This is a genomic window from uncultured Algibacter sp. (assembly GCF_947490405.1).
Lineage (GTDB): Bacteria > Bacteroidota > Bacteroidia > Flavobacteriales > Flavobacteriaceae > Algibacter_B.
In genome coordinates this window covers 1-23,642 of the sequence record NZ_CANLGU010000004.1, presented here as the reverse complement: position 1 = coordinate 23,642, position 23,642 = coordinate 1, and the positions used below count along the sequence as shown (strand labels likewise).

Here is a 23,642-nt window from a genome sequence, read left to right as displayed (position 1 = left end):
TTTTTAATCAGATTTAATATTCCATTTACAATCTAGTACAACGCAACCAAAATCTACACCTTTGTATTTATGAAACATGCTACCTGTTTCTTCAATTCTGAAATTCACAACATCAAATAAGCTTCTTATTTTTTGTTTATTCGGCACATGATATCCTACTATAACGCGATATTCGCTAGGTAATAATACTGATTTAGGAAATTTAATATTTGAAAAATAAACCCCCTCTTTTTCTATGAAATTATTTAAATCTTCTTCTGAAGAAAATACAGTACGCTCATTTTGATCTTTAATTCTAAAACCTACAGATCCATATTCAATGATATCTTTTGTAACTCTTAGTTTCACTTGCAAAGTTATTTGATCTTCAAAACCAAACAAACCTGAGATATTATTGTCCTTGTCTCGCATTGAAACTTCCAAAATATCAGCGCCTTCATTTGGATTATCGTTTACGTAATGTGCAATATCATTAGCTACATCACTTTTTAAATAAAAATCTACGGCATCATTAGTATTACCCTCAAAAACAGTAGTTCCATGCTGTAAAACTATAGCGCGCGTGCATAAACTTTTTACTGCCGCCATATTATGGCTTACAAATAACACAGTTCTGCCATCACTATTACTGATGTCTTGCATTTTACCTATGGCTTTCTTTTGAAATTCTGCATCTCCTACTGCAAGTACTTCATCAATCACCAAAATATCTGGGTCTAAATGTGCTGCAACTGCAAATGCTAAACGCACTGTCATACCTGATGAATAACGCTTTACGGGTGTATCTATATAGCGTTCACAACCTGAAAACTCAACAATTTCCTTTAATTTTGATTGAATTTCCTTTTTAGTCATCCCTAGAATAGCGCCATTTAAAAACACATTTTCTTTTCCTGTCATTTCTGGATGAAAACCTGTTCCAACTTCTAATAATGATGCTATTCTACCTTTAGTTTTTATCTCACCAGTAGTAGGCCCTGTTACTTTAGAAAGTATTTTAAGTAAGGTAGACTTACCTGCACCATTTTTACCAATAATACCTATTACTTCTCCGCGCTCAACCCCAAAATTTATATTCTTTAAAGCCCAAACATACTCTGAATCTCCTTTAGTACTTCTATCATTACTTTCACCAATTTTTAGATACGGATCTTCTTTTCCTCTTATCTTACTCCACCATCTATTTAAATCATGACCAAGTGTACCAGTACCAACTAAACCTAATCGGTATTGCTTTGAAAGATTTTCAACTTTTAAAATAATATCCTTTTCCATTTAGATGGTATCTATGAAACTCTTTTCCGTTTTATTAAAAATTATTAACCCCAAAAGAAAAACTACAAGGCTAAATAGTGCAGTATATAACATTTTAGGTAATGAATAATCGCCTACACCTAAAGTCATATATCTAAAGGCTTCAATAATTGTTGTCATAGGGTTGTATTCTACAACCCAGGAAATATTTGGCAATTTTTTTTTAAAGAATGACAATGGATACATAACAGCAGAGCCATACATAAGCAATTGCACTCCAAAGCTTATTAAAAACTTTAAATCTCTATACTTGGTTGTCATAGAAGATATAATCATCCCTAAACCTAATCCTAAAATCCCCATAAAAAATATTAGCATTGGTATAAAAACTATGGCTGATTTAGGACTTGCTCCTCCCGCTTTATCAGTAAAAAAAACATAGTAAATATAAAACCCAATAAACACTAATATTTGTATCCCGTATTTTACCAGATTTGTTAAAACTACCGACAATGGTACAATAACTCTTGGAAAGTATACTTTTCCAAATAACCCTTGATTTTGCGAAAACGTATTACTAGTACCCGTTAAACATTCTTTAAAATAATTCCAACACGTAATACCTGCTAGGTTAAACAAAAAAGACGGAACGCCTTCGCCTGTTGGTATGTTGGCCATGTTATTAAATATTAAAGTAAATATAACCGAGGTAAATAATGGCTGTATAAAATACCATAATGGTCCAAGTATGGTTTGTTTATAAACAGTAATAACATTACGTTTTACAAACAATAAGAGTAAATCTTTATAATACCATACCTCTTTAAGGTTTAAATCTATCAACTTTTGCTTTGGAGAGATGGTATAAAGCCAATTGTCGTTTTTATTAGCCAATATTTCTTAGTTTAAATTTTGAAAAAAGATTTAATCTTAGTTGATAATTTATTTTTAGCAGAGTCATCGTCATTATATCCATTTCCATAACTTCCATAACCGTAGCCATAACCGTAGCCATACCCATATCCATATCCATATTTGCCTTTTTGGTTATATCCGTTATAAATAAAACTTAGATTTTCAATTTCACTTTTATTGTATTTAGCATTGATAAGATTAATCATTCCCTTTTTTGTATAATCCTGCCTTACAACATAAATAGTGGCATCAGCATATTCTGTTAACTCCAAAGCGTCAGCTACAAGTCCTATTGGTGGTGTATCCAGAACTATATAATCGTAAGATTTTTTAAGGCTTTCAATTAAATCATCCATTCGTTCTCCAATTAATAATTCAGCAGGATTTGGAGGTATAGGTCCCGAAGTAATAACATCCAAATTAGGCACTTTTGTTTTTTGTAAAACTCCGTTTAAATCCTTTTGCCCAATTAAATAATTTACAACCCCAATATCATTTTGAATATCAAAGTCACCAAAGATCTTTGGTTTTCTTAAGTCTAACCCTACCAAAATGGTTTTCTTTCCACTCATTGCAAAAACTGTTGCGATATTTATGGAACAGAATGTTTTTCCTTCGCCACTTACAGATGATGTTACCATTACTGTTTTAGTGCCGTCCAAATTGTGTTTTTTGTAGAAATACTGTAAACTTGAACGTATAGACCTGAAAGCTTCAGCAATTGTTGATTTTGGTTTTAAATGAACCACTAAATTATTTTCTAAATTATTTTTACCAACTACACCTAGCATTGGTATGCTAGATAAATTTTCAAGGACTTGCGGATTGTGTATTTTATTATCAAAAAATGTTAATAAAAAAGCAAGAAGTAGTGGTGGTATTAACCCTCCAATAATTGCGAATAAGTATCGAGAACTTAACTTTAGATCTATAGGTGTTGCTCCAGTATCTTTTGCAGGATCAATAACAAGAATATCTGAAACGCTTGCTGATTTTATAATATCGGCCTCACCGCGCTTCGCTAAAAAAACATTGTAGGTTTTCTCACTTAAAGCATACTGGCGTTGTATGTCAAACATTTTTTGTTGTGCAGCTGGTAGCTTTCTTATTTTAGCGTCCTCTACAGCAATTTTATTATTTATTATTTGCCTCTCCCGCTTTAGCTCATTAGTAACCGAACTAATATTCTCCAATAATACTTCTTTTAACCCTTCAATTTGTCTGTTTAAATCTGCAAAAATTGTAGCATCTTTTCTAACCGTAGATCCGTATTTAGATTTTTGCACTGACAAAGCATTAATCCTAGATACATTAGCTAAAATATTACCTTCATCAATACCAGATATAGCAGGCGCTGGTAAATCTGTAAAATTATTACTTGTTATTAGGTAATTTTTTAAACTTGAATAATATGCTAGCTTTCTATTAATGTCATCTTTATTAATTTCTAAGTCTGATAGCTTACCATTAATAACAGCACTTTTATCATCCAAATTATAAATCCTATTTTTTTGTCGGTAATCATTTAAAGAATCAGCACTTAAAGTGAGTTGATTTTTCACCCTACTTAATTGATCATCAATGAAGGCTATAGTATTAGTAACAAATTGGTTCTTTCTATTAAGTTGGTCTTCGCTTAACACCCTAACTGTTTCGTTTAAATAGTCAACAATTTTAGGCTTGTTCACATCAACCATACTTAAATTTAAAATAGCTGAATTTCTAGGATTATTTATAGCTAATTTACTTCTGTACTTTGATACAACAGCATCAAAATCACTAAACTGAACATAAAATTCCTCATTAGGCTTTACAGTTCTTCCTTCAGCTAAATAAATCGTTCCATTAAAATAGGGCAGATTAACTACATCTCCTAAGCTAAAAACTTGCTTAAACTCACCAACTGTAATATCCAAATTAGTTTTCTTATAATCTGAAAAGTTTTGAGCTCTTACAGGAGTCGATTCAAAATTAAAGTATAATTCGTATTTATTATTTTCTAAAAAAGTTACCCGAATAGGCACATTTAACAGTTGATAGGTGTCTGGAGACAGATTAATCCTAAAAGGAGCGTCTGTATAAACATCATCTTTTCTGAACCTAGATTGTTTTAAATATGTGATGTAATACTGTAAATTTTCAACCACTTTCTCATGAATACTTCTTGATCTTAGAGCGTTAATCATGGTTTGTACTTTGCCAGAAACACCTCCCCAGTTAAATGTTAAGCTAGTATTTGATGTGAATAAAGGGTTAGACTCTTCTTCAATTGAGATTTGAGTTCCTAATCTGTAAGATTGTTGCGTACGAATATTTTGTTGATAGACTATAAATATTCCAACTCCAATAAATAAAACAAATAACTTCCAGTAGCTTAGAACGCGAATCAAAAATGCCTTTATGTCAAAAGATGGCTTTTGTATTTGTGAGTCTGCAACATCAAATTCTTCTTCCATAGCTTTTTAAAGATTCTTTGTTAAAAAGTAAGTAGAGACTAAGACAGATAAAATCGAAGCTATTGTAGTCAAGTTTTGAAAAGCTGTTTCTCCTGTACCAATAGCTTTACGTTTTAAAGGTTTAACCAAAATCATGTCATTAGGCTGTATAAAATAAAACGGCGATTTCATTGCTTTAATATCTGTTAAATCAATATGATGAATTTTTTGGCCTTCAGGATATTGTCTGATTACTAAAATATCTTTTCGATCAGCAGTTGCAGGAAGACCACCAGCATTTGCCAATGCTTCAATAATATTTACACGGTCTTGAAATAAGGTGTACACACCAGCCCCACCCTCTCCAGTAACAGTATATCTCAATCCAGATAATTTAACCGTTACAAATATCTCAGCTGTTTCTTTAAAATATTTCTCTAGTAAAGCATTTTCTACTTTAGTTTTTATTTCATCAATAGTATAGCCTAGTACATTGATTTTACCTAAAATAGGAAACTCAATATTACCGTGTAAATCTACCGTAAAACCACTAAAATATAAGCCGCCGTTTCCCAAACCCCCATTAGCACTTCCAACGGGATTAAAAATATCAACAAGCTCGGGATCTAGAGCTTTTACGTTAATACTTAAAATATCGCTTACCTGAACTTTATAGGGCTTTGGCAACTCATTAACTATTAAAGACGCATCTGCACTATCACCTTTATCTTGTAAATAAACAAGGTCTTTATTAGTAATACAAGAGCTTAGTACTAAGCTAATAATCAATAAAATAACAAGAAATCGACTCTTCATATTGAGGCAAATTGATTTAACACAAATATAACTTTTCGTGTTGAAGAATAAAACTTATGACGGGTTTTTTGGTTTTTTGTCCGTTATTTGCAAAAAACACTGCCTTTTGAATTACTTGACCGTTGAAAATATTTCCAAATCTTACGGAGAACTAACTCTTTTTGAGAATATTTCATTTAGTGTACATAAAGACCAAAAAATAGCTTTTGTAGCGAAAAATGGAACTGGAAAAACATCTATCTTAAACATATTATCTGGTGATGATGCAGCAGATTCTGGAAACGTTATTTATAGAAAAGACATCAAGATTTCTTTCCTGTCTCAAGACCCAAAATTTGATAATTCCCTAACCATAGAAGAAACAATTTTTGCTAGTGAAAACCCTATTTTAAAAATTATTTCAAATTATGAAAAGGCACTTTTAAACCCCGAAGACACAGAAGTTTATCAGCTTGCTTTTGATGCTATGGATCGCCATGAAGCATGGGATTTTGAAACGCTTTACAAACAAATCCTTTTTAAACTTAAGCTTGATAATTTAGGGCAGAAAGTAAGCACCTTATCTGGAGGACAAAAAAAGCGTTTAGCCTTAGCAAATGCTTTAATCAACAAACCTGACTTGCTCATTCTGGATGAGCCAACAAACCATCTGGATTTAGAGATGATTGAATGGCTAGAAGCCTTTTTTGCTAAGGAGAATATAACACTGTTTATGGTTACGCATGACCGTTATTTTTTAGAACGTGTGTGCAATGAAATTATTGAGTTAGATAATGGACAGCTTTATAGTTACAAAGGCAACTACTCGTATTACCTTGAAAAGCGAAATGAAAGATTAGAGCGAGAAGCTATAGAAGCTGGAAAAACGAAACAGCTTTTTAAGAAAGAGTTGGAATGGATGCGAAGACAACCAAAAGCCAGAACTACAAAATCTAAATCTAGAATTGATGATTTTTTCGATATCAAACATAAAGCGCATCAGCGAAGGAAAGAACATGAAATTCAGTTAGAATTAAATATGGAACGATTAGGAAGTAAAATCCTTGAGTTTCACAAAGTTTCAAAAGCATTTAAAGATAAATCCATTTTAAATGCTTTCGATTACACATTCAAAAAAGGTGAACGTGTTGGCATTATTGGAAAAAATGGCACAGGCAAAACTACTTTCTTAAACATTTTAACCCAAACTACCCAACCCGATTCTGGCAAAGTAGTAAAAGGTGATACTGTTAAGTTTGGATACTATACCCAAAACGGAATTACCATAAAACCCGAACAAAAAGTTATTGATGTTATTAAAGAATTTGGCGATTACATTCCTTTAAAAAAGGGACGTCAAATTAGTGCGCAGCAACTTTTAGAGCGTTTTTTATTCAGTAGAAAAAAGCAGTATGATTTTGTTGAAAAACTGAGTGGCGGTGAACGCAAACGCCTTTATTTGTGTACGGTTTTAATTCAAAATCCTAATTTTCTGATTTTAGATGAGCCTACAAACGATTTAGATATTGTTACACTTAATGTATTGGAAAGTTTTCTCCTAGACTTCCCAGGCTGTATTATTGTTGTTTCTCACGATCGTTATTTTATGGATAAAGTCATCGATCATCTTTTTGTTTTCAGAGGTGATGGGATTATTGAAGATTTTCCCGGAAATTATACAGATTATAGAGTTTATGAGGATAGCCTAACTGTAATTTCAAATACAACAACTGACGATAAAAAAGACAAAACATCTTGGAAACAGAACAAGGCATCAAAATTATCATTTAATGAAGAAAAAGAATTACGAAATATTGAGAGCAAGCTGAATACTTTAGCGTTTGATAAGAAAGCATTAGAAAGCAAGTTTAATAATCCAGACTTATCTCAAGACGAAATTAATAAACTTTCAGATGAGCTTCAAGGTATTATTGATACTATTGAAGCCAAAGAAGAACGTTGGTTTGAGCTCTCTTCTAAACTTGAGAGTTAGGCTTTTGCAAAAAATTCTGAATTAAAATAATGTTTCACCAAATAAAACGATACATTACGTTTCTTTTAAAAAGCACCAATCAGCATGGTGTACATTCTCCTTTCGTGTTTAATTTAGTTACTAAATGCTTTTATGATAAAAAGTATTATGAAGCATATAATTCCATTTTTGATTTTAGAAAATCGCTTTTAAGAAACAAGAGCAAAATTAAAGTTATTGATTTAGGTGCAGGCTCTCAGGTCATGAAAAACGAATGGCGCTTGGTTTCTGAGGTATCTAAAAATGCAGGTACAACATTAAAAAGAGCAAAACTACTTTTTAGATTAACTCAATATTTTAAACCTCAAAATATTTTAGAACTAGGAACTTCTTTGGGTTTAGCAACACATGCTTTAAGCTTAGGAAACCCGATAGCTAAAATCACAACTATTGAGGGGTGCCCAAATACTTCTGCTTTTTCTCAAAAACTTCTAAAAAATTCTAATATTCAGAATGTTTCACATATTAACGGTGATTTTAATGATGAAATTGAAAAATTAATTTCTAATAAATACGACCTTATTTTTTTTGATGGTAACCACCAAAAAGAAACTACATTAAACTATTTTGAAACCTTATTAAAAACAGCAACCAACCATTCTGTTTTTATTTTTGATGATATTTATTGGTCTAAAGGCATGACAGAAGCATGGGAAATCATTAAAAAGCACCCCAAAGTTAACGTAACAATTGATACGTTTTTCTGGGGTTTTGTTTTTTTTAGAGAAGAACAGGTAAAAGAACACTTCAAAATAAGAATTTAAGCTATATAAAAAAGCCTCAATATTTGAATAAACATTGAGACTTTTAACTTATAAGTAAACTTTTCTATTTATTTCTCTAAATTAATTTCAACACGTCTGTTTTGAGCTCTACCAGATTTAGTTCCATTACTAGCTACAGGCTTCGTTTCACCATAACCAACAGAACCTAATCGGTTAGAAGCTATTCCATTTTGTATTAAAAATGTCATTACAGAACTAGCGCGTTCTTCAGATAACTTTTGGTTTAAAATACTACTTCCAACACTATCAGTATGCCCTTCAATTGAAAACTTAGCTGATGGATATTCATTCAAAATCTTAACAATTTCCATAAGAACCTTATCTGATTCGACTTTTATTGATGATTTACCAGAATTAAATAATATTGTTTTTGCATAATCATTTAATGTTTTTTGAACCTCTTCGGTTACTACTGGGGCTTCAACAACCTCAGTTACTTCTGGGCATCCTTTGTTTGCAATTGTACCAGCTACATCTATACATTCATCATCTTTATCTAAAACAGAATCACCATCTGTATCTGGCCAAGGACAACCTTTATTTTCCTCTGGACCAAACTGCTCTGGGCATTCATCAACATTATCTAAAACTAAATCTCCATCTTTATCTCCCCAAGGGCATCCATTATTTTCTTCTGGCCCTGCCTCTTCTGGACACGCATCAACATTATCTAAAATACCATCTTCATCTTTATCTCCCCAAGGACAACCATTGTTTTCAACTGGTCCTACTTCTTTAGGGCAAGCATCTAATTTATCAATTACACCATCTTCATCTCTATCTCTTGGTTTGCGTTGTTTAACTGAAAACTTACCACCTGCGTAAAAATCTGCACCTCTAGTATCATCACCAGTAATAGCAGACAGAATAGATCCAGATCCTAAATAAAGTGGTCCCAATCTTAACCCTGCTCCAGCTTGAAAACCATTATTTTCAACAACACTTAACGGTAAATAAAAACTAAACACCCTACTTTCATAACGTGGTGTTAAAGACACTATATTTGATATTCTACTTGCATTTTCTTTTCCCTTAGCAACAAGTGAAAGATCTGTATTTAAGTTTAAGTAAAGATTTTTAGTAAAGCTCCAATCTGCATTTAAATGTAATGCTGTAGGTAAATTTGTTTTATACCCTACCTCAGAACCTGTTTGCGTGTATAGTGTATTTAAAATATCTTCAATATCTTCAGCATCTTCAATATCCTCTTCACTAATTCCTGAATTGGTAATATCAAAAGTTTCTTGAATACCATCTTTATAATTTATACTTCCAATATCTGTTATAGATACACCTAATTTAAGTTTGTATTTATTTTTATGCTTATGTGCATAAGTTTCACCGTCAGCATTTGTAGTTTTATAATCAGCATGGTTAGGTCTCCATTCATAAACAAATCCTAAATCAACTGCAAAACCATTAGCATCTGGCAAATCATATTCGTAATCATCATTATCAAAACTTTCAAAACGCCCATAAGTAATTTCTCCTGTAGAGCTAACATCACCAGTAGTTTCTCCACCTCCAAGATCAGTACCATCGGCGTCATAATCTATAGTAACATTTTTTCCGTAACCATAACCACTACCTAGACCTTGTAGATACTTTAAAGTAACTCCACCTTTCATGAAATGTTGCTCACTATTCTTAAAAACTCTAGCATAAGTTAATCCTAGTTCTCCCCAGGCTTGACCAAAAACGCCAAAATTTCCTTCATTTACCATAAAATCATCGGTCTCATCATCATCAATAGCATCCACTGTATTTCCATTAATTTCACTGATGTTAATTACAGATCTAACTCTGGTAGAAATAGCTAGAGAACTCTTTTTATTTAAATTAAACATAAAAGAAGGTCCTAGAACATCAGAATATAAAGCAATATTATTATCATTGCTTGGAGATTTATTGGCGTCTAAATCAAAATCATAATCAGATTTTAAAGCATCCATAACGTTAACTCCATAATAATCGTTACCAACAAATATGCTTGAACCAATTATATTGATATCTGTTTTAAAACGTGAATCTACAATATTTGCTGGGTTTGAAATTACACCATGCACACCACTATAATTATCTGTAAGGTAGCCTATATAAGACTGAGCTTTTACAGTAAAAGTAGCTAAAGCAAGTAGTAATAATAAAGTAATTTTTTTCATAATCTTCATTTAGGTTAAAATATGATTTCGTCGACAAAAATAACATTTTTATCGACAAAAGGTAATTTTTTATGTGATTTTTTAGACAAAAAAATTATCAACAGCCTTATTTTGAAAATCTTAAGCCTTTATAAAAAAAGAATATGTTATAATCGGGAAAACTAATTGTACACATAAATACTGTTATAACACTATTTAAAACAGCTTTAAGTCATCGTTTGGGTTACTTAAATCATTATTACCTGCAAGAGACTTCAATCTTCTTTTTCTGTGGCTTACCGCTGTTATTTGATACACTAACGCTTTGCTCTAGCTTTATAATACCAGCCTTGGGAATATGTATAAGAGTTTCTTCATATTAAGGTGTGGTTAATACAGTTATCGTTAAATTATAAAAATCAACAGTTGTGCCTTGCGCAGCGTTAAACATATCTACTATAATATACCCTGCACCATCCGCTGAGGCAGTCATAATACCAGTATGGTTTCCTTCGGTTGTAGTAATTTCTATATCTGCGTCAAAACTCACATTTGAGTGATGTGTTGTATCCCAGATTCTAGCTGTAGCACCCGAAGATACGCCAGAAATATTAAAATTGTAAGTTGCGCCATTCATTAAATTAGGAATATCAAATCGCATCCTTGTAGTACCTGCTGTATCTACAACTAATTGCGCTTTGTAGCCACCACCAGTTTTTGGTTGTGGCGATATTGTCGCGTCCCCAAACCATATTTGCAATCCATCAACGTCGTTTTCGTTGGTGGTGGCACTTAAGGCGTTTCCTTCTGTGTAAACATTATTAACTGACGATGGTAACGGTGTGTAAGCAATACAATTCCCTCTGGCGCGCCATGTACTAGCACCATCTTGAATATAAGCAATCATAGTATTATATTCAGTAACATCAGATTGCACCGTATCACCTGTAGCACTTCCAGAATAAACAAACTGTATATTCCCACCATTTGCTGGATTAACGTCCACAGTAAAGTTAAAACCTAAAGCGGCTTCATCTGTTAAACCTAAACTAGCATTATCAGGAATAGTTATAGTAATGGTTGCAGAACCGTTGTAATCAATAAGTTTACCATTCCAATCCGCACTAACTGTAACATCACCTGTAATTTCATTACCAAAAGCAAAGTTTGAGGAAGCTGATATATTTGCATTTGCTACTAAATTAATTACTTGCCCTAATGTTGGCAGCTCTGTATTTACTGTGGCTTCTGCTGCTGTTGCTGTACCTGTAGCTGTAAAATCCCCTGTCGTTCTTTCAAAAGTGAATCTATCAACTGTATTATCTCTTATAAAAAAATTTGAATCTAATAAATTTAAGACACCACTTACACCACCTCCAATAATTTCAAATCTATGATTAAATACGACGCCACCTCCGCTACCGTAAAAGCTTTTATTATTAAACTCAGAGTATAAAGCCCAATTGGTAGTGCCTTTGTTAAGTAAGGGGATATAAATACCATATTGATTTGTAACAGCACCTTCACCTGTAGCATTTGTAACTCTTAAATGCTGAAGATTTTTAACCGTACCCGCAGTAACGTCCAATCCAGAGTAAAAGCCATAAAACTCATTCATTTCATTGGTATTGCCATAACTTGGCAAAGATTGAAAAGCTGCATAGTGATCGTAAGGATTAGTACCGCCTATGTTTATACGAGCATCATAAGAATTATACGCAAAATTTGTTCCCATGTTTAATAAAGAACTATCTGAAAAAGCATGGCCATTTATAGTGTTATTTGTAACATTTCGAGATATGACTATTTGCGCATCAGAGCTGTTAAGTACATTTCTATCACCAACGGTTATTGGTGCCAAACTTTCGTTTAACAACACAGGAGATGAGCCGCCTGTTAATATGATAGATTGAGCTGCTGAATTGCTAAAATCTAAAACACCTTGTAACCCACCATTACTAGTTATTGGTAAATTTTCAACCTTAACATACTTTAATCGTTTACTTATGGTATCATAAACAACCACTCTAGTAGTAATACCAGGATTCAATAATTCATTAACCGTTTTAATTTCAACTACGCCATTAAGTTTCTCAACTTGAGACGAAGCTATGCCTATTGAAAATAAGGCAAGTAATAATATTAAGCACTTTTTCATAATTCTGGATTTGATGATTCTAATAGTTTATAATTCGGATTTTGTTTTTCTCCTAAATACACGGCAGTTCCAAACACACGATCACCGCTTTTGGGGTCAATAAAAAAGCCTGTTAGCATATCGCCACGTTCGGGCTTTGTAACTAGGCTAGGTTTTGCCTTGTAAATATGATACTCACCATCCTTTATTAATCGGCTATTCCCTCTAAACCATGCCAAAATAGTTTGCAAAAGGGTTTTTGGTTCTTCAAAAATTATATTCATAATTGTGGTATTTCTTAAGTTGATTCTAATACATTCCAATTGCCCTTAGTATCTTTATCAGTACCTAAAGCAATGGCAATGCTCCAATACTCAGTAGCATCCCAAAAATCATCCAACACATAATCATTTACCACTAAAGTTTTTGTGTTGACAGGATTGTTATTTATAAAAACGGTTGGTCTTAAAGATGCACTATCAACTTTAGAATCCAACAAATCCTGTAAATCTTCTATTGAGGCCAATGTATGGATTTAACTACTTTAAATGAACAGAGAAAACTAAAACATCTAAAATCCTGATAGATTAAATAGCTTTTATAAAAACACACTTACATGAAAGTTGAAAAATTTAATTCTTAACCAAGTTTATTTCAACACGCCTATTTTGTTTTCTTCCCGCTTTGTACATATTTGTTGCAATAGGACGTCTTTCTCCATAGCCTATAGCCGAAAGTCTTGTTGAATCAACTCCATTTTTAACTAAGTACGCCTTAACTGCATTAGCTCTTTTTTCTGACAACACCTGATTGATTTCATAACTACCAATACTATCGGTATGCCCTTCTATGGAGAATTTAGCGTTAGGATAATCGTTTAGAACCGAAATAATATCAGACAATATCCCATAGGATTCTGTACTTATGGAAGATGTACCATAATCAAATAAAATAACCTTAGCAAAATCATTTAATGTCTTTTGAAGTTCTTGCATAACCGCCTCAGGACACCCATTATTTGCTACTGTTCCAACCTGATCAATACAATCGTCATCTTTATCATACACACCATCTCCATCTGTATCTGGCCAAGGACAACCTTTGTTTATTGATGTACCTGCTTCATCTGGACAAGCATCATCTTTATCTAATACGCCATCTTCATCTTTATCGCTCCAAGGGCACCCTTTATTTTCTTCTGGTCCGGCTACTTCTGGGCATTCATCCACATCGTCTAACACGCCATCTTCGTCTTGATCCTCTACAGGGCAACCGTTATTTGATTCTGGTCCAGCTTCTTTGGGGCAATCATCTAATTTATCAATAATTCCATCTCCATCTTTATCTTTAAATGGACTTTGATATATAGGTACTTTCAACCCAGCATAAACATCAGCTTGTCTATTATTATCACTAGAAAATGCAGAAATAACAGACCCAGAACCCACGTATAAAGGACCAGCTCTAAATCCTGTTCCTATTCTAAAACCATTATTTTCTATAACACTTAACGGCAAATAAAAACTAAACCATTTTGTTTCATATCTTGGTGTTAATGAGACTGTATTTGCTATACGGTTAGCAGTAATTCTATCTTTAGACATTAAGGATAAGTCTGTATTAAGATTAAGATATATTTTACTATTCATATTCCAATCTACATTAACATGCAATGCCGTTGGTAAATCTATTTTATAAGCTGAATCTTGGTTGGTACGTGCGTAAAACGCATTAAGAAACTCACCAATATTATCAGCAGTATCAAAATCGTCATAACTCACATTTGCATTATTAACATCAAACCCCTCTCTAATGCCATCTTCATAATCAACAAATCCAATATCTGTTACTGAAACTCCTACTTTAAATTTATATTTGTTTAAGTGCTTATAATTGTTGTTTTTGATATCATCACTTTCAAAATCAGCATAATCTGGTCTAAATTCATAAACAAAACCTATATCTGCTCCAAAACCACTTGCGTTTTTAGCCAATTCTACATCATAGTCATCATCATCAAATTCATCAGAACGTGCGTAAACAAAAGCACCACTAGTTGTTATACTTCCTGTTGCCTCTCCTCCTCCTAAATCAATACCATCGGCATCATAATCAATAGAAGCATCTCGAGTTTCAGCATAAACACTACCTATACCCTTTAAATATTTTAAGGATAACCCGCCTTTTAAAACATGTTGTTTTTTATTTAAAAGTGTTCTTGCATAAGCAACACCAAATTCGGCCCAAGAATGTGCTAAAACACTCATATTAACATCTTCAAAGCTATAATCATCGGTAGTATCATCATCAATGGATTCTATGGATGCGCCATTAATATCATTTGCGTTTACCAAAACTCTTGCTCTTGAAAAAAGAGCTATGGAACTGTTTTTGGAAAGATTAAACATAAAAGAAGGCCCTAGAACATCTAAATTCACCCCTCCAGAATTAGAATCCTTAGAGTCTGTTTTGGCTTCTAAATCGAAACTATAACCATCTTTAGTGGCATCCAAAATATTAATACCATAATAGTCATTATTTCCAAAAAAACTTGCACCAGCTAAATTGATATCTGCTTTAAAACGAGAATCTGTAATACTAGCGGGATTGGATATAACACCGTGTACACCACTGTAGTTATCTGTTAAAAAACCGATGTAAGATTGGGCTTTTAAACAAAAAGATAAAGAAGTTAGTAAAACTGTTAATATAATTTTTTTCATTATTCTGGTTTTGCTTTTCAATGCAAAAGTAATAGATTTCTGTTAGAATAATTAAAATGAATTTTCTTTTAATCTTTGTAATGTACTGAATTACATAGTCTTCAAAAATTTTCAATAAACGCAAAGGATTTTTTTAAATAAAATACTCTAATAGTTAATTTTCACATCAGATTAGTATTAATTACTCTTTTAAACCTCTAAAGTAATTTTAAGTAAATTGCAATGATTAATCTTGATATGATACTAATTCTTGTAGTCATTGTAGTAATAATTACTTATTCTGTTGGAAGCACAAGAAGTAAAACAAGAGATTTTAAAAAAAATTACAAGATTAAAAAGGAAAGGAATAGATTAAAAAAAAGATAAACAAATGACAAGTTATTGGCTAATAATAGCTATTATACTAGGTGGATTTTTTACTTTGCTAAACAACAAGAGAAAATTTGTTAATCATTTTTATAAAAACCTTTCTAATGACCAATTAGCTAAGGAAACCATGCTAATTTTGAATAAGATTTTGAAGCTTCACAATAAAGAATCTTACTTTACCTATACAAAAATAGATAGTTATACTGATTTAGAAGATATTATTTCCAAGTATAATGAATTACTTTCTAAAAAGAATTTTAAAACTATTTTTGATTTAAGAAATGAATTTGCTCCCACTGGTTTATTTCAAGAATTATCGATACAAAATGGATGGACCGAAGCTTACAAAGAACTCTTATATAAATTCGGTATCATACATAATATATTTTGTGAAAGGTTAAAAAACACTTCTTAAATCCTTTATAACATCCTTTTGCCTTTTCCGTTTTAACTTTTACCTTTATGACATGAAAATTTACACTAAAACAGGAGATAATGGTACTACCGCTTTATTTGGCGGAACTCGTGTACCAAAACATCATATTAGAATTGAAAGCTATGGCACCGTTGATGAATTAAACTCGCATTTGGGTTTAATTCGAGACCAAGATATAAATACCCATTACCAAGAATTGTTAATGACCATACAAGATAAACTTTTTACTGTTGGTGCCATTTTAGCTACCGACCCCGAAAAAGCTATTTTAAAAAATGGTAAAGAACGCTTGAATATTGAGAAAATCTCGACTAATGACATTGCGCTTTTAGAGAAAGAAATGGATACCATGAATGCTGCTTTACCACCTATGACGCATTTTGTTCTTCCTGGTGGGCATCAAACAGTGTCATTCTGTCACATAGCACGTTGCGTATGCCGTAGAGCCGAACGTTTGGCTTCAGCGCTTAATGAATTAGAACCTTTTGAAACAAATGCTTTGAGATACCTAAACCGCCTTTCTGACTACCTTTTTGTATTGGCACGAAAGTTGTCATCTGATTTACAAGCAAATGAAGTTAAGTGGATTCCTGAAAAAAAATAGGCTTTCTTATTTAACTTGATTTTGAATTGAAAACGTGAATTGCGTTAGGGATTGTAGCGGCATCCTTTTTAAAGCTTGAATGAAATAACAGATTGATGAGAACTATAATTTAGCAGATTGCTACGTCCTACGTCCTCGCAATGATACTTTAAAAAGATATAGCGAAAAGCCCGACCCCCTTTTTGGGGTAACGCCCAAACAATTTATTTGGACACGTTATTATTAACCTCGCAGAAATAATTGCAAGGGTTTAGAATACAAAAAGATACGTTCTTATAAGTAATGATTAAATATTTCATTTTTTTCTTGTGTGTTTAAACTAAAAAATTATTTTTGCAAAAAATTAAACATTAAGAAATGTATTGGACATTAGAATTAGCATCGTATTTAAGTGATGCACCTTGGCCGGCTACCAAAGACGAATTGATAGATTACGCAATTAGAACGGGAGCACCATTGGAGGTTGTAGAGAATTTACAATCTATTGAGGATGAGGGGGACTCTTATGACTCTATTGAGGAAATCTGGTCTGATTACCCTACCGATGAGGACTACCTCTGGAATGAAGATGAATATTAATAAAGCATAAAGAACTGTTAAAAAGTCTCGATTTTGAGGCTTTTTTTTTGTTCTAAATTACGCTAAAACCTCAACAAAATGTATCTTTGAATACCTTTTAAATGAGGCACATAAAAATTGACAAAAAACTAGGGTAATCCTAGAAATATATATAAAATTACACTCATGAGTTTTTTAAATTCTGTATTAAAAATGTTTGTTGGCGACAAGTCTAAACAAGACGTAAAAGCCATTACACCTTTAGTTGATAAAATTAAAACCTTTGAATCTGCTCTGGAAGCCTTAAGTCATGATGAATTAAGAGCAAAAACTGCTGAGTTTAAAGCTAAAATTGCTGAGGCTAATGCGGATATTGATAAAAAGATTGCTGATTTAACTGAAGAGGCAGAAAACACAGAAGACATTGATGTTCGTGAAGATATTTATGAGCAGATTGATGCCCTTAAAGATGATGCTTACAAGATTACTGAAGATGTTTTAAATGCTATTTTACCTGAAGCTTTTGCAGTTGTTAAAGAAACCGCTAAGCGTTTTGTAAACAACAGCTCTATTACGGTTACTGCTAATGAGTTTGACCGTAGTTTATCTGGTGAGAAAGATTATGTGTCTTTAGACGACGAGAAAGCCATTTGGGCAAATTCTTGGGATGCAGCTGGAAAACCGATTACTTGGGACATGATACATTATGATGTGCAGCTAATTGGTGGTATTGCCATGCACCAAGGTAAAATTGCCGAAATGCAAACTGGTGAAGGTAAAACACTTGTGGCTACCTTGCCTGTTTACTTAAATGCCTTAGCTGGAAAAGGTGTGCATTTGGTAACAGTAAATGATTACTTAGCGAAACGTGATAGCGCGTGGATGGCACCTATTTTTGAGTTTCATGGTTTAAGTGTGGATTGTATTGATTACCACCAACCTAACTCTGCAGCTCGTAGAAAAGCTTACAACGCCGATATTACATACGGTACAAATAATGAGTTTGGTTTTGATTACTTGCGTGATAACATGTCTCATGCTCCAGAAGATTTAGTACAACGTCCGCACCATTATGCGATTGTAGATGAAGTTGATTCTGTTTTGGTAGATGATGCGCGTACACCACTGATTATTTCGGGACCTATACCAAAAGGTGATCGCCATGAGTTTACAGAATTAAAGCCTAAGGTTGATGATATTGTTTCTGTACAACGTAAATACTTAACTGGAGTTTTAGCTGAAGCAAAAAAACTAATTGCAGCAGGAGATACTAAAGAAGGTGGTTTCCAATTACTACGTGTTTACCGTGGTATTCCTAAGAACAAAGCTCTTATTAAATTTTTATCTGAAGAAGGTGTTAAGCAATTACTTCAGAAAACCGAAAACTTTTACATGCAAGACAACAACCGCGAAATGCCAAAGGTTGATGCGGAATTGTATTATGTGATTGAAGAAAAAAATAATCAGATTGAACTTACTGATAAAGGGGTAGAATATATCTCAGGTAAAGACAATCCTGACTTCTTTATTTTACCTGAAATAGGTATTGAGATTGCTAAAATAGAAGAACAAGGACTTTCCACTGAAGAAGAAGCAAATCTTAAAGAAGATTTATTTAAAGAGTTTGGTGTAAAATCTGAACGTATCCACACGCTAAATCAGCTTTTAAAGGCTTATGCGTTATTTGAAAAAGATACACAGTATGTGGTGATGGACAATAAAGTAATGATTGTTGATGAGCAAACGGGTCGTATTATGGATGGTCGTCGTTACTCTGACGGATTACACCAAGCCATTGAAGCTAAAGAGAATGTAAAAATTGAAGATGCTACCCAAACTTTTGCTACTGTAACATTACAAAACTATTTTAGAATGTACCGCAAACTGTCTGGTATGACGGGTACTGCATTAACTGAAGCTGGTGAATTCTGGGAAATCTACAAATTAGATGTTCTTGAAACACCAACTAACCGCCCTATTGCACGTGATGATAGAGAGGATTTGGTTTATAAAACCAAACGTGAAAAATATAATGCTGTTATTGATGAAGTTACTAAATTATCTCAAGCAGGTCGTCCGGTACTTATTGGTACTACATCCGTTGAGATTTCAGAGTTGCTTGGTAAAATGCTAAGTATTAGAAAAATACCACATAACGTATTAAATGCAAAGCAGCATAAAAAAGAGGCTGAAATTGTAGATCAAGCGGGTAGGTCTGGACAGGTTACTATCGCCACCAATATGGCTGGTCGTGGTACAGATATTAAATTATCAGACGAAGTTAAAGCTGCTGGTGGTTTAGCCATCATTGGCACAGAGCGTCATGATTCGCGTCGTGTAGACAGACAGTTACGTGGTCGTGCTGGTCGTCAAGGAGATCCAGGAAGTTCACAATTTTACGTATCGCTTGAAGATAACTTGATGCGTTTATTTGGTTCTGAACGTATAGCAAAAATGATGGATAAAATGGGATTGAAAGAAGGCGAAGTGATTCAGCATTCTATGATTTCAAAATCTATTGAGCGTGCACAGAAAAAAGTTGAAGAAAACCAGTTTGGTGTTCGTAAGCGATTATTAGAATATGATGATGTAATGAATGCGCAACGTGAGGTAGTTTACAAACGTCGTTATAATGCTTTAAACGGAGAACGTTTACGTGTGGATTTAGCAAATATGATTTTTGATACTTCAGAGGGTATTGCTGAAACTAACAAGGGCGCTAATGACTTTAAAAACTTTGAGTTTGAATTGATTCGATACTTCTCGATGAGTTCGCCAATTACTGAAGAAGAATTTGGAAAATTATCAGCTCAAGACATTACATCAAAAATATACAAAGCAGCTTTTGAACATTACAGAGATAAAATGGAACGCAATGCGGATATTGCTTTCCCTGTAATTAAAAATGTATACGAAACACAGCGCGATAAATTTAAGCGTATTGTTGTACCGTTTACTGATGGTGTTAAGAGTTTAAATGTGGTTACAGACCTTGAAAAAGCTTACGAAACCAATGGTAAACAATTAATTACTGATTTTGAAAAGAACATCACCTTAGCCATTATTGATGATGCTTGGAAAACGCATTTACGTAAAATGGATGAGTTAAAGCAATCAGTTCAATTAGCTGTACACGAGCAAAAAGACCCGCTTTTAATTTATAAGTTTGAAGCTTTTGAGTTGTTTAAGGCTATGATAGACCAAGTGAATAAAGATGTAATTTCATTCTTATTTAAAGGTGAATTGCCTCAAGAAACACAAGATACCATTCAGGAAGCACGAGCTAGAAAGAAAGAAAAACTTAACGTACAAAAAGACGAAATTCCTAATTTAGATGAGCGTTCTGCGCAAAATAGAGCTGCAGGAAATACACAACGCCAGCAAGAAGTTGTGGAAACCATAGTACGTGATAAGCCAAAAATTGGACGTAATGATCGTGTGACTATAAAACACGTAATGAATGGTGAAAACAAAACCTTAAAATACAAACAAGCTGAGCCTTTAATTGCTAAAGGAGAATGGGTTTTAGTTGAGGAATAACATTATTTTTTTGAATAATAAAAAGCCCTTTGAATCATAAACTATCCAAAGGGCTTTTTATTTTATTTATATGCCCTTGAGATACTTTTGTATAGAGCTGAGTGGTTTTAATGGAATGATGCCCTAGAAGCTCTTGAATAAAGCGCAAGTCTGCACCAGATTCTAGCAAATGTGTGGCGTAACTATGCCTTAACCCATGAATACCTATTTTCTTTTTAACTCCAGCTTTTAGCAATGCCTTTTTAAAAATTTGCTGTAAACTGCTTTTGGAATAACTTCCGCCATATTGTCCTTCAAATAAATACTCGCTAGGTTTATAAATTATATAATATCGTCTTAGCTCATTCAAAATAGTACTTGGCAAAGGTACATATCTGTCTTTTTTACCTTTAGCACCAACAATATGAACAACCATTCTAGAGCTATTAATATGATCTAGCTTTATGTTAACTACTTCTGAGACTCTTAAACCCATACCATAACATAATTTTATGGCAACTTTATGCTTAAGATTGGTTGTAGCATCAATTATTCTTTTTATTTCGTATTTACTTAGTAGCTTAGGTAGAGTACTTGGTTTCTTAGGTCGAGGTATATCAAAAAACATCTTAGGTCTATGAATTACTTGCTCAAAATAAAACTTCACTGCATTTATCTTTCCATTCATTTTGCGTTCTTTCATTTTAAGGTGCTGAACACAATACAAAAAATAATCTTTAAGTCTTTTTGGGTTTAAATCTTGTACGGGATAATCATTTATTAAAAACAACAACTCAGCAAATTCAGATAAGTATATACGTTGAGTATTAATACTATAAGATTTAATTTGCAATTGATTTCTATAATCAATAAATGCTTGCTTATTAATATGATGTATTTTATTTAAGAGCTTCTTACCTGGTAATTCTTCTTTAATTTTTAGTGCCTTTCTAATAACAGGAAGATCTGGAAGATACCAACATTTATTTGTGGCACTGTATGATGCTGATGGAAATTGCTTTCGTAATTCTAATTGCATTTCCTTATTGTATGCAAACAAAATCCAAATAACGTTTTTCTCTTTGTGTATACCTAGTTTGAAATCATAATTAGCAAGATTCATAAGTAGAGCATTTTGTATATCAAAATTGAAATATACTAAATTATGATATACAAAATGCACACTATTGAAAACTTTGTAACACATTATTAATAAATAAATTACTACGGTTTTTCAATTTTATTTATATTAGCATTAACTGCACATATATATGTGTTACCCACAAGCTAAAAACCAACCGCACATTTTAGCACTTTCGGTTTTTTCCGACACACAAATCCAACGCTATAAAAACCAAAAGAGCTAAAATTTTCCCAACGCTCGAAATTTATGTATTTAAGTATTTGCTTAAATAAGAAATAAACGTAACTTTGTTTTATGGAAAATAATTCTTGCATAAGACAGCAAGCGGATATTGAACAAATAAACCGTTGCAAAGACACAGTTTCGGAATTAAATGAATCGTTCGACTATTTAGCAAATGGACTTTCATTAGTCGGAAATAGCGTTCGACTGAAAATACTTTACCTACTCTTTGAGGAAAAAAGACTTTGCGTTTGTGATTTGAGCGACATTCTCGGAATGAATATTTCTGCTATTTCTCAACATTTAAGGAAAATGAAAGACCGAAATCTATTGGAAACCGATAGAGAAGCTCAAACGATTTTTTACTCACTCACGGCTGAATACGAAAAATTACTAAATCCATTCTTTGAGATACTTGATAAAAACAAAATTTTAGAAACGATATGAAAAGCGAAAACAAATTAATTGGTGCAGGTTTGTTAACTGCAATTACAGCTTCATTATGTTGTATTACACCAGTTTTGGCTCTAATCGCAGGAACAAGCGGAATTGCTTCTGCATTTTCTTGGATTGAACCTTTTAGACCTTATTTAATCGGACTGACAATTTTAGTTCTTGGTTTTGCTTGGTATCAAAAACTAAAACCTCAAAAAGAAATTGACTGCGAATGTGAGACGGACGAAAAACCAAAATTTATTCAATCAAAAAAGTTTTTAGGAATCGTAACTGTATTTGCAATTGTAATGTTGGCTTTTCCATACTATTCAGGAATATTTTACCCAAATACAGAAAAGCAAATAATCGTAGTTGACAAATCGGACGTTAAAACGACTGAATTTAAAATAAGCGGAATGACTTGTGCGAGTTGCGAAGAACACGTAAATCACGAAGTAAATAAGCTCAACGGAATTGTGAACTCAAAAGCGTCTTACGAAAATGGAAATGCAATCGTTGAATTTGACAAAACCAAAACCAACGAAACAGAAATCGAGAATGCGATAAACTCAACAGGTTATAAAGTAACCGATAAAAAAGAAAACTAATGAAAGTCAAATTAAATTCAGAAATCACTTGTCCTAATTGCGGACATAAAAAAGTAGAAGATATGCCAACAAACGCTTGTCAATTTTTCTACGAATGCGAGAATTGTAAAACGGTTTTGAAACCAAAAGAAGGAGATTGCTGTGTTTATTGCTCATACGGAACAGTTGCTTGTCCACCAATTCAAGAAAATAAAAGTTGTTGTTAAAAAGCCAACGCTAAAAGCCATACACATTTGCAATTCGCACCAACCAACACACAAGCCCAAAATTGCAAAAGAGTATGTCTTTGCCAACGCTGAAAACCAAGCTGAACGGAATAAAGCCAGTGGGTAACAACGTATATAAAAAATAGCGGTTTAAGTGCTTAATCTAAAGTGATTTTTATAAATTTAACGTCAGTACCAAACCGAAAAGTTAGTGTGTAAAATCCGCTACTTTTCATATACAAGACCGTTGTGTGTAATGTGAGCAATGAAAGATTTAAGAAAAATTATAGAACTGATTTCAAAAGACTCTAATTGTAGAGTTTT

At 32.9% G+C, this 23,642-nt stretch carries 19 protein-coding genes; 9 read left to right on the top strand and 10 right to left on the bottom strand.

Features of this window, described 5'->3' with window-relative positions; all coding sequences use genetic code 11:
- Window positions 1-3: 3 nt before the first annotated feature.
- From Q0772_RS09700 to Q0772_RS09685, 4 genes are read right to left on the bottom strand one after another with little or no spacing between them, the layout of a single operon-like run.
- Entirely contained in the window at window positions 4-1,275 is a 1,272-nt protein-coding gene (locus Q0772_RS09700) for an ABC transporter ATP-binding protein (protein WP_298343632.1), read from the bottom strand.
- Window positions 1,276-2,148 (bottom strand): ABC transporter permease, encoded by an 873-nt coding sequence (locus Q0772_RS09695; RefSeq protein ID WP_298343630.1) that lies wholly within the window; start codon window positions 2,146-2,148, stop codon window positions 1,276-1,278.
- Between the two features lie 11 nt (window positions 2,149-2,159).
- Entirely contained in the window at window positions 2,160-4,625 is a 2,466-nt protein-coding gene (locus Q0772_RS09690) for a tyrosine-protein kinase (RefSeq protein WP_298343627.1), read from the bottom strand.
- Between the two features lie 6 nt (window positions 4,626-4,631).
- Window positions 4,632-5,420 (bottom strand): polysaccharide biosynthesis/export family protein, encoded by a 789-nt coding sequence (locus Q0772_RS09685; RefSeq protein ID WP_298343624.1) that lies wholly within the window; start codon window positions 5,418-5,420, stop codon window positions 4,632-4,634.
- Window positions 5,421-5,526: 106 nt separating this feature from the next.
- Here Q0772_RS09685 and Q0772_RS09680 point away from each other — a divergent pair, with 106 nt between their 5' ends.
- Both Q0772_RS09680 and Q0772_RS09675 read left to right on the top strand, forming a co-directional pair.
- Window positions 5,527-7,392 (top strand): ABC-F family ATP-binding cassette domain-containing protein, encoded by a 1,866-nt coding sequence (locus Q0772_RS09680; protein ID WP_298343622.1) that lies wholly within the window; start codon window positions 5,527-5,529, stop codon window positions 7,390-7,392.
- 29 nt (window positions 7,393-7,421) lie between these two features.
- On the top strand, window positions 7,422-8,195 hold the full coding sequence (locus Q0772_RS09675) for a class I SAM-dependent methyltransferase (protein ID WP_298343619.1): 774 nt from the start codon (window positions 7,422-7,424) through the stop codon (window positions 8,193-8,195).
- A gap of 68 nt (window positions 8,196-8,263) precedes the next feature.
- Here Q0772_RS09675 and Q0772_RS09670 read toward each other — a convergent pair whose 3' ends face one another.
- The 5 genes from Q0772_RS09670 to Q0772_RS09650 form a co-directional block, all read right to left on the bottom strand.
- Window positions 8,264-10,378 (bottom strand): DUF5723 family protein, encoded by a 2,115-nt coding sequence (locus Q0772_RS09670; RefSeq protein ID WP_298343617.1) that lies wholly within the window; start codon window positions 10,376-10,378, stop codon window positions 8,264-8,266.
- Between the two features lie 358 nt (window positions 10,379-10,736).
- Window positions 10,737-12,515, bottom strand: coding sequence for a hypothetical protein (locus Q0772_RS09665; RefSeq protein ID WP_298343613.1), 1,779 nt, complete (start codon window positions 12,513-12,515; stop codon window positions 10,737-10,739).
- Window positions 12,512-12,778: a hypothetical protein gene (locus tag Q0772_RS09660; RefSeq protein WP_298343610.1), complete on the bottom strand. Its 267-nt coding sequence runs from the start codon at window positions 12,776-12,778 to the stop codon at window positions 12,512-12,514. Before Q0772_RS09660 ends, Q0772_RS09665 begins: the two co-directional genes overlap by 4 nt.
- A gap of 14 nt (window positions 12,779-12,792) precedes the next feature.
- On the bottom strand, window positions 12,793-13,020 hold the full coding sequence (locus Q0772_RS09655; RefSeq protein WP_298343606.1) for a hypothetical protein: 228 nt from the start codon (window positions 13,018-13,020) through the stop codon (window positions 12,793-12,795).
- 106 nt (window positions 13,021-13,126) lie between these two features.
- Entirely contained in the window at window positions 13,127-15,217 is a 2,091-nt protein-coding gene (locus Q0772_RS09650) for a DUF5723 family protein (protein ID WP_298343603.1), read from the bottom strand.
- A 370-nt stretch (window positions 15,218-15,587) separates the two neighbouring features.
- On the opposite strand from Q0772_RS09650, the gene Q0772_RS09645 reads away from it, so the two are divergent.
- From Q0772_RS09645 to secA, 4 genes are all read left to right on the top strand, one after another.
- The gene (locus Q0772_RS09645) at window positions 15,588-16,001 is read left to right on the top strand and encodes a hypothetical protein (RefSeq protein ID WP_298343601.1); all 414 of its coding nucleotides are present in this window, start codon (window positions 15,588-15,590) and stop codon (window positions 15,999-16,001) included.
- A gap of 52 nt (window positions 16,002-16,053) precedes the next feature.
- Entirely contained in the window at window positions 16,054-16,626 is a 573-nt protein-coding gene (locus tag Q0772_RS09640; RefSeq protein ID WP_298343598.1) for a cob(I)yrinic acid a,c-diamide adenosyltransferase, read from the top strand.
- A 357-nt stretch (window positions 16,627-16,983) separates the two neighbouring features.
- Complete coding sequence (locus Q0772_RS09635) at window positions 16,984-17,205, top strand: DUF2795 domain-containing protein (protein ID WP_019387375.1); 222 nt, start codon at window positions 16,984-16,986, stop codon at window positions 17,203-17,205.
- Window positions 17,206-17,370: 165 nt separating this feature from the next.
- Complete coding sequence (gene secA / locus Q0772_RS09630) at window positions 17,371-20,724, top strand: preprotein translocase subunit SecA (protein ID WP_298343591.1); 3,354 nt, start codon at window positions 17,371-17,373, stop codon at window positions 20,722-20,724.
- Between the two features lie 34 nt (window positions 20,725-20,758).
- Here the strand turns inward: secA and Q0772_RS09625 are convergent, their stop codons facing one another.
- Window positions 20,759-21,826 (bottom strand): tyrosine-type recombinase/integrase, encoded by a 1,068-nt coding sequence (locus Q0772_RS09625; protein ID WP_298343588.1) that lies wholly within the window; start codon window positions 21,824-21,826, stop codon window positions 20,759-20,761.
- 315 nt (window positions 21,827-22,141) lie between these two features.
- Here Q0772_RS09625 and Q0772_RS09620 point away from each other — a divergent pair, with 315 nt between their 5' ends.
- From Q0772_RS09620 to Q0772_RS09610, 3 genes are read left to right on the top strand one after another with little or no spacing between them, the layout of a single operon-like run.
- A complete protein-coding gene (locus Q0772_RS09620) occupies window positions 22,142-22,516 on the top strand; it encodes a metalloregulator ArsR/SmtB family transcription factor (RefSeq protein WP_298343584.1) in 375 nt (124 codons plus the stop codon).
- Window positions 22,513-23,112 (top strand): mercuric transport protein MerTP, encoded by a 600-nt coding sequence (gene merTP / locus Q0772_RS09615; protein ID WP_298343581.1) that lies wholly within the window; start codon window positions 22,513-22,515, stop codon window positions 23,110-23,112. The genes Q0772_RS09620 and merTP overlap by 4 nt, the downstream gene beginning before the upstream one ends.
- Complete coding sequence (locus tag Q0772_RS09610) at window positions 23,112-23,318, top strand: GDCCVxC domain-containing (seleno)protein (protein ID WP_298343579.1); 207 nt, start codon at window positions 23,112-23,114, stop codon at window positions 23,316-23,318. Before merTP ends, Q0772_RS09610 begins: the two co-directional genes overlap by 1 nt.
- Window positions 23,319-23,642: the final 324 nt, after the last annotated feature.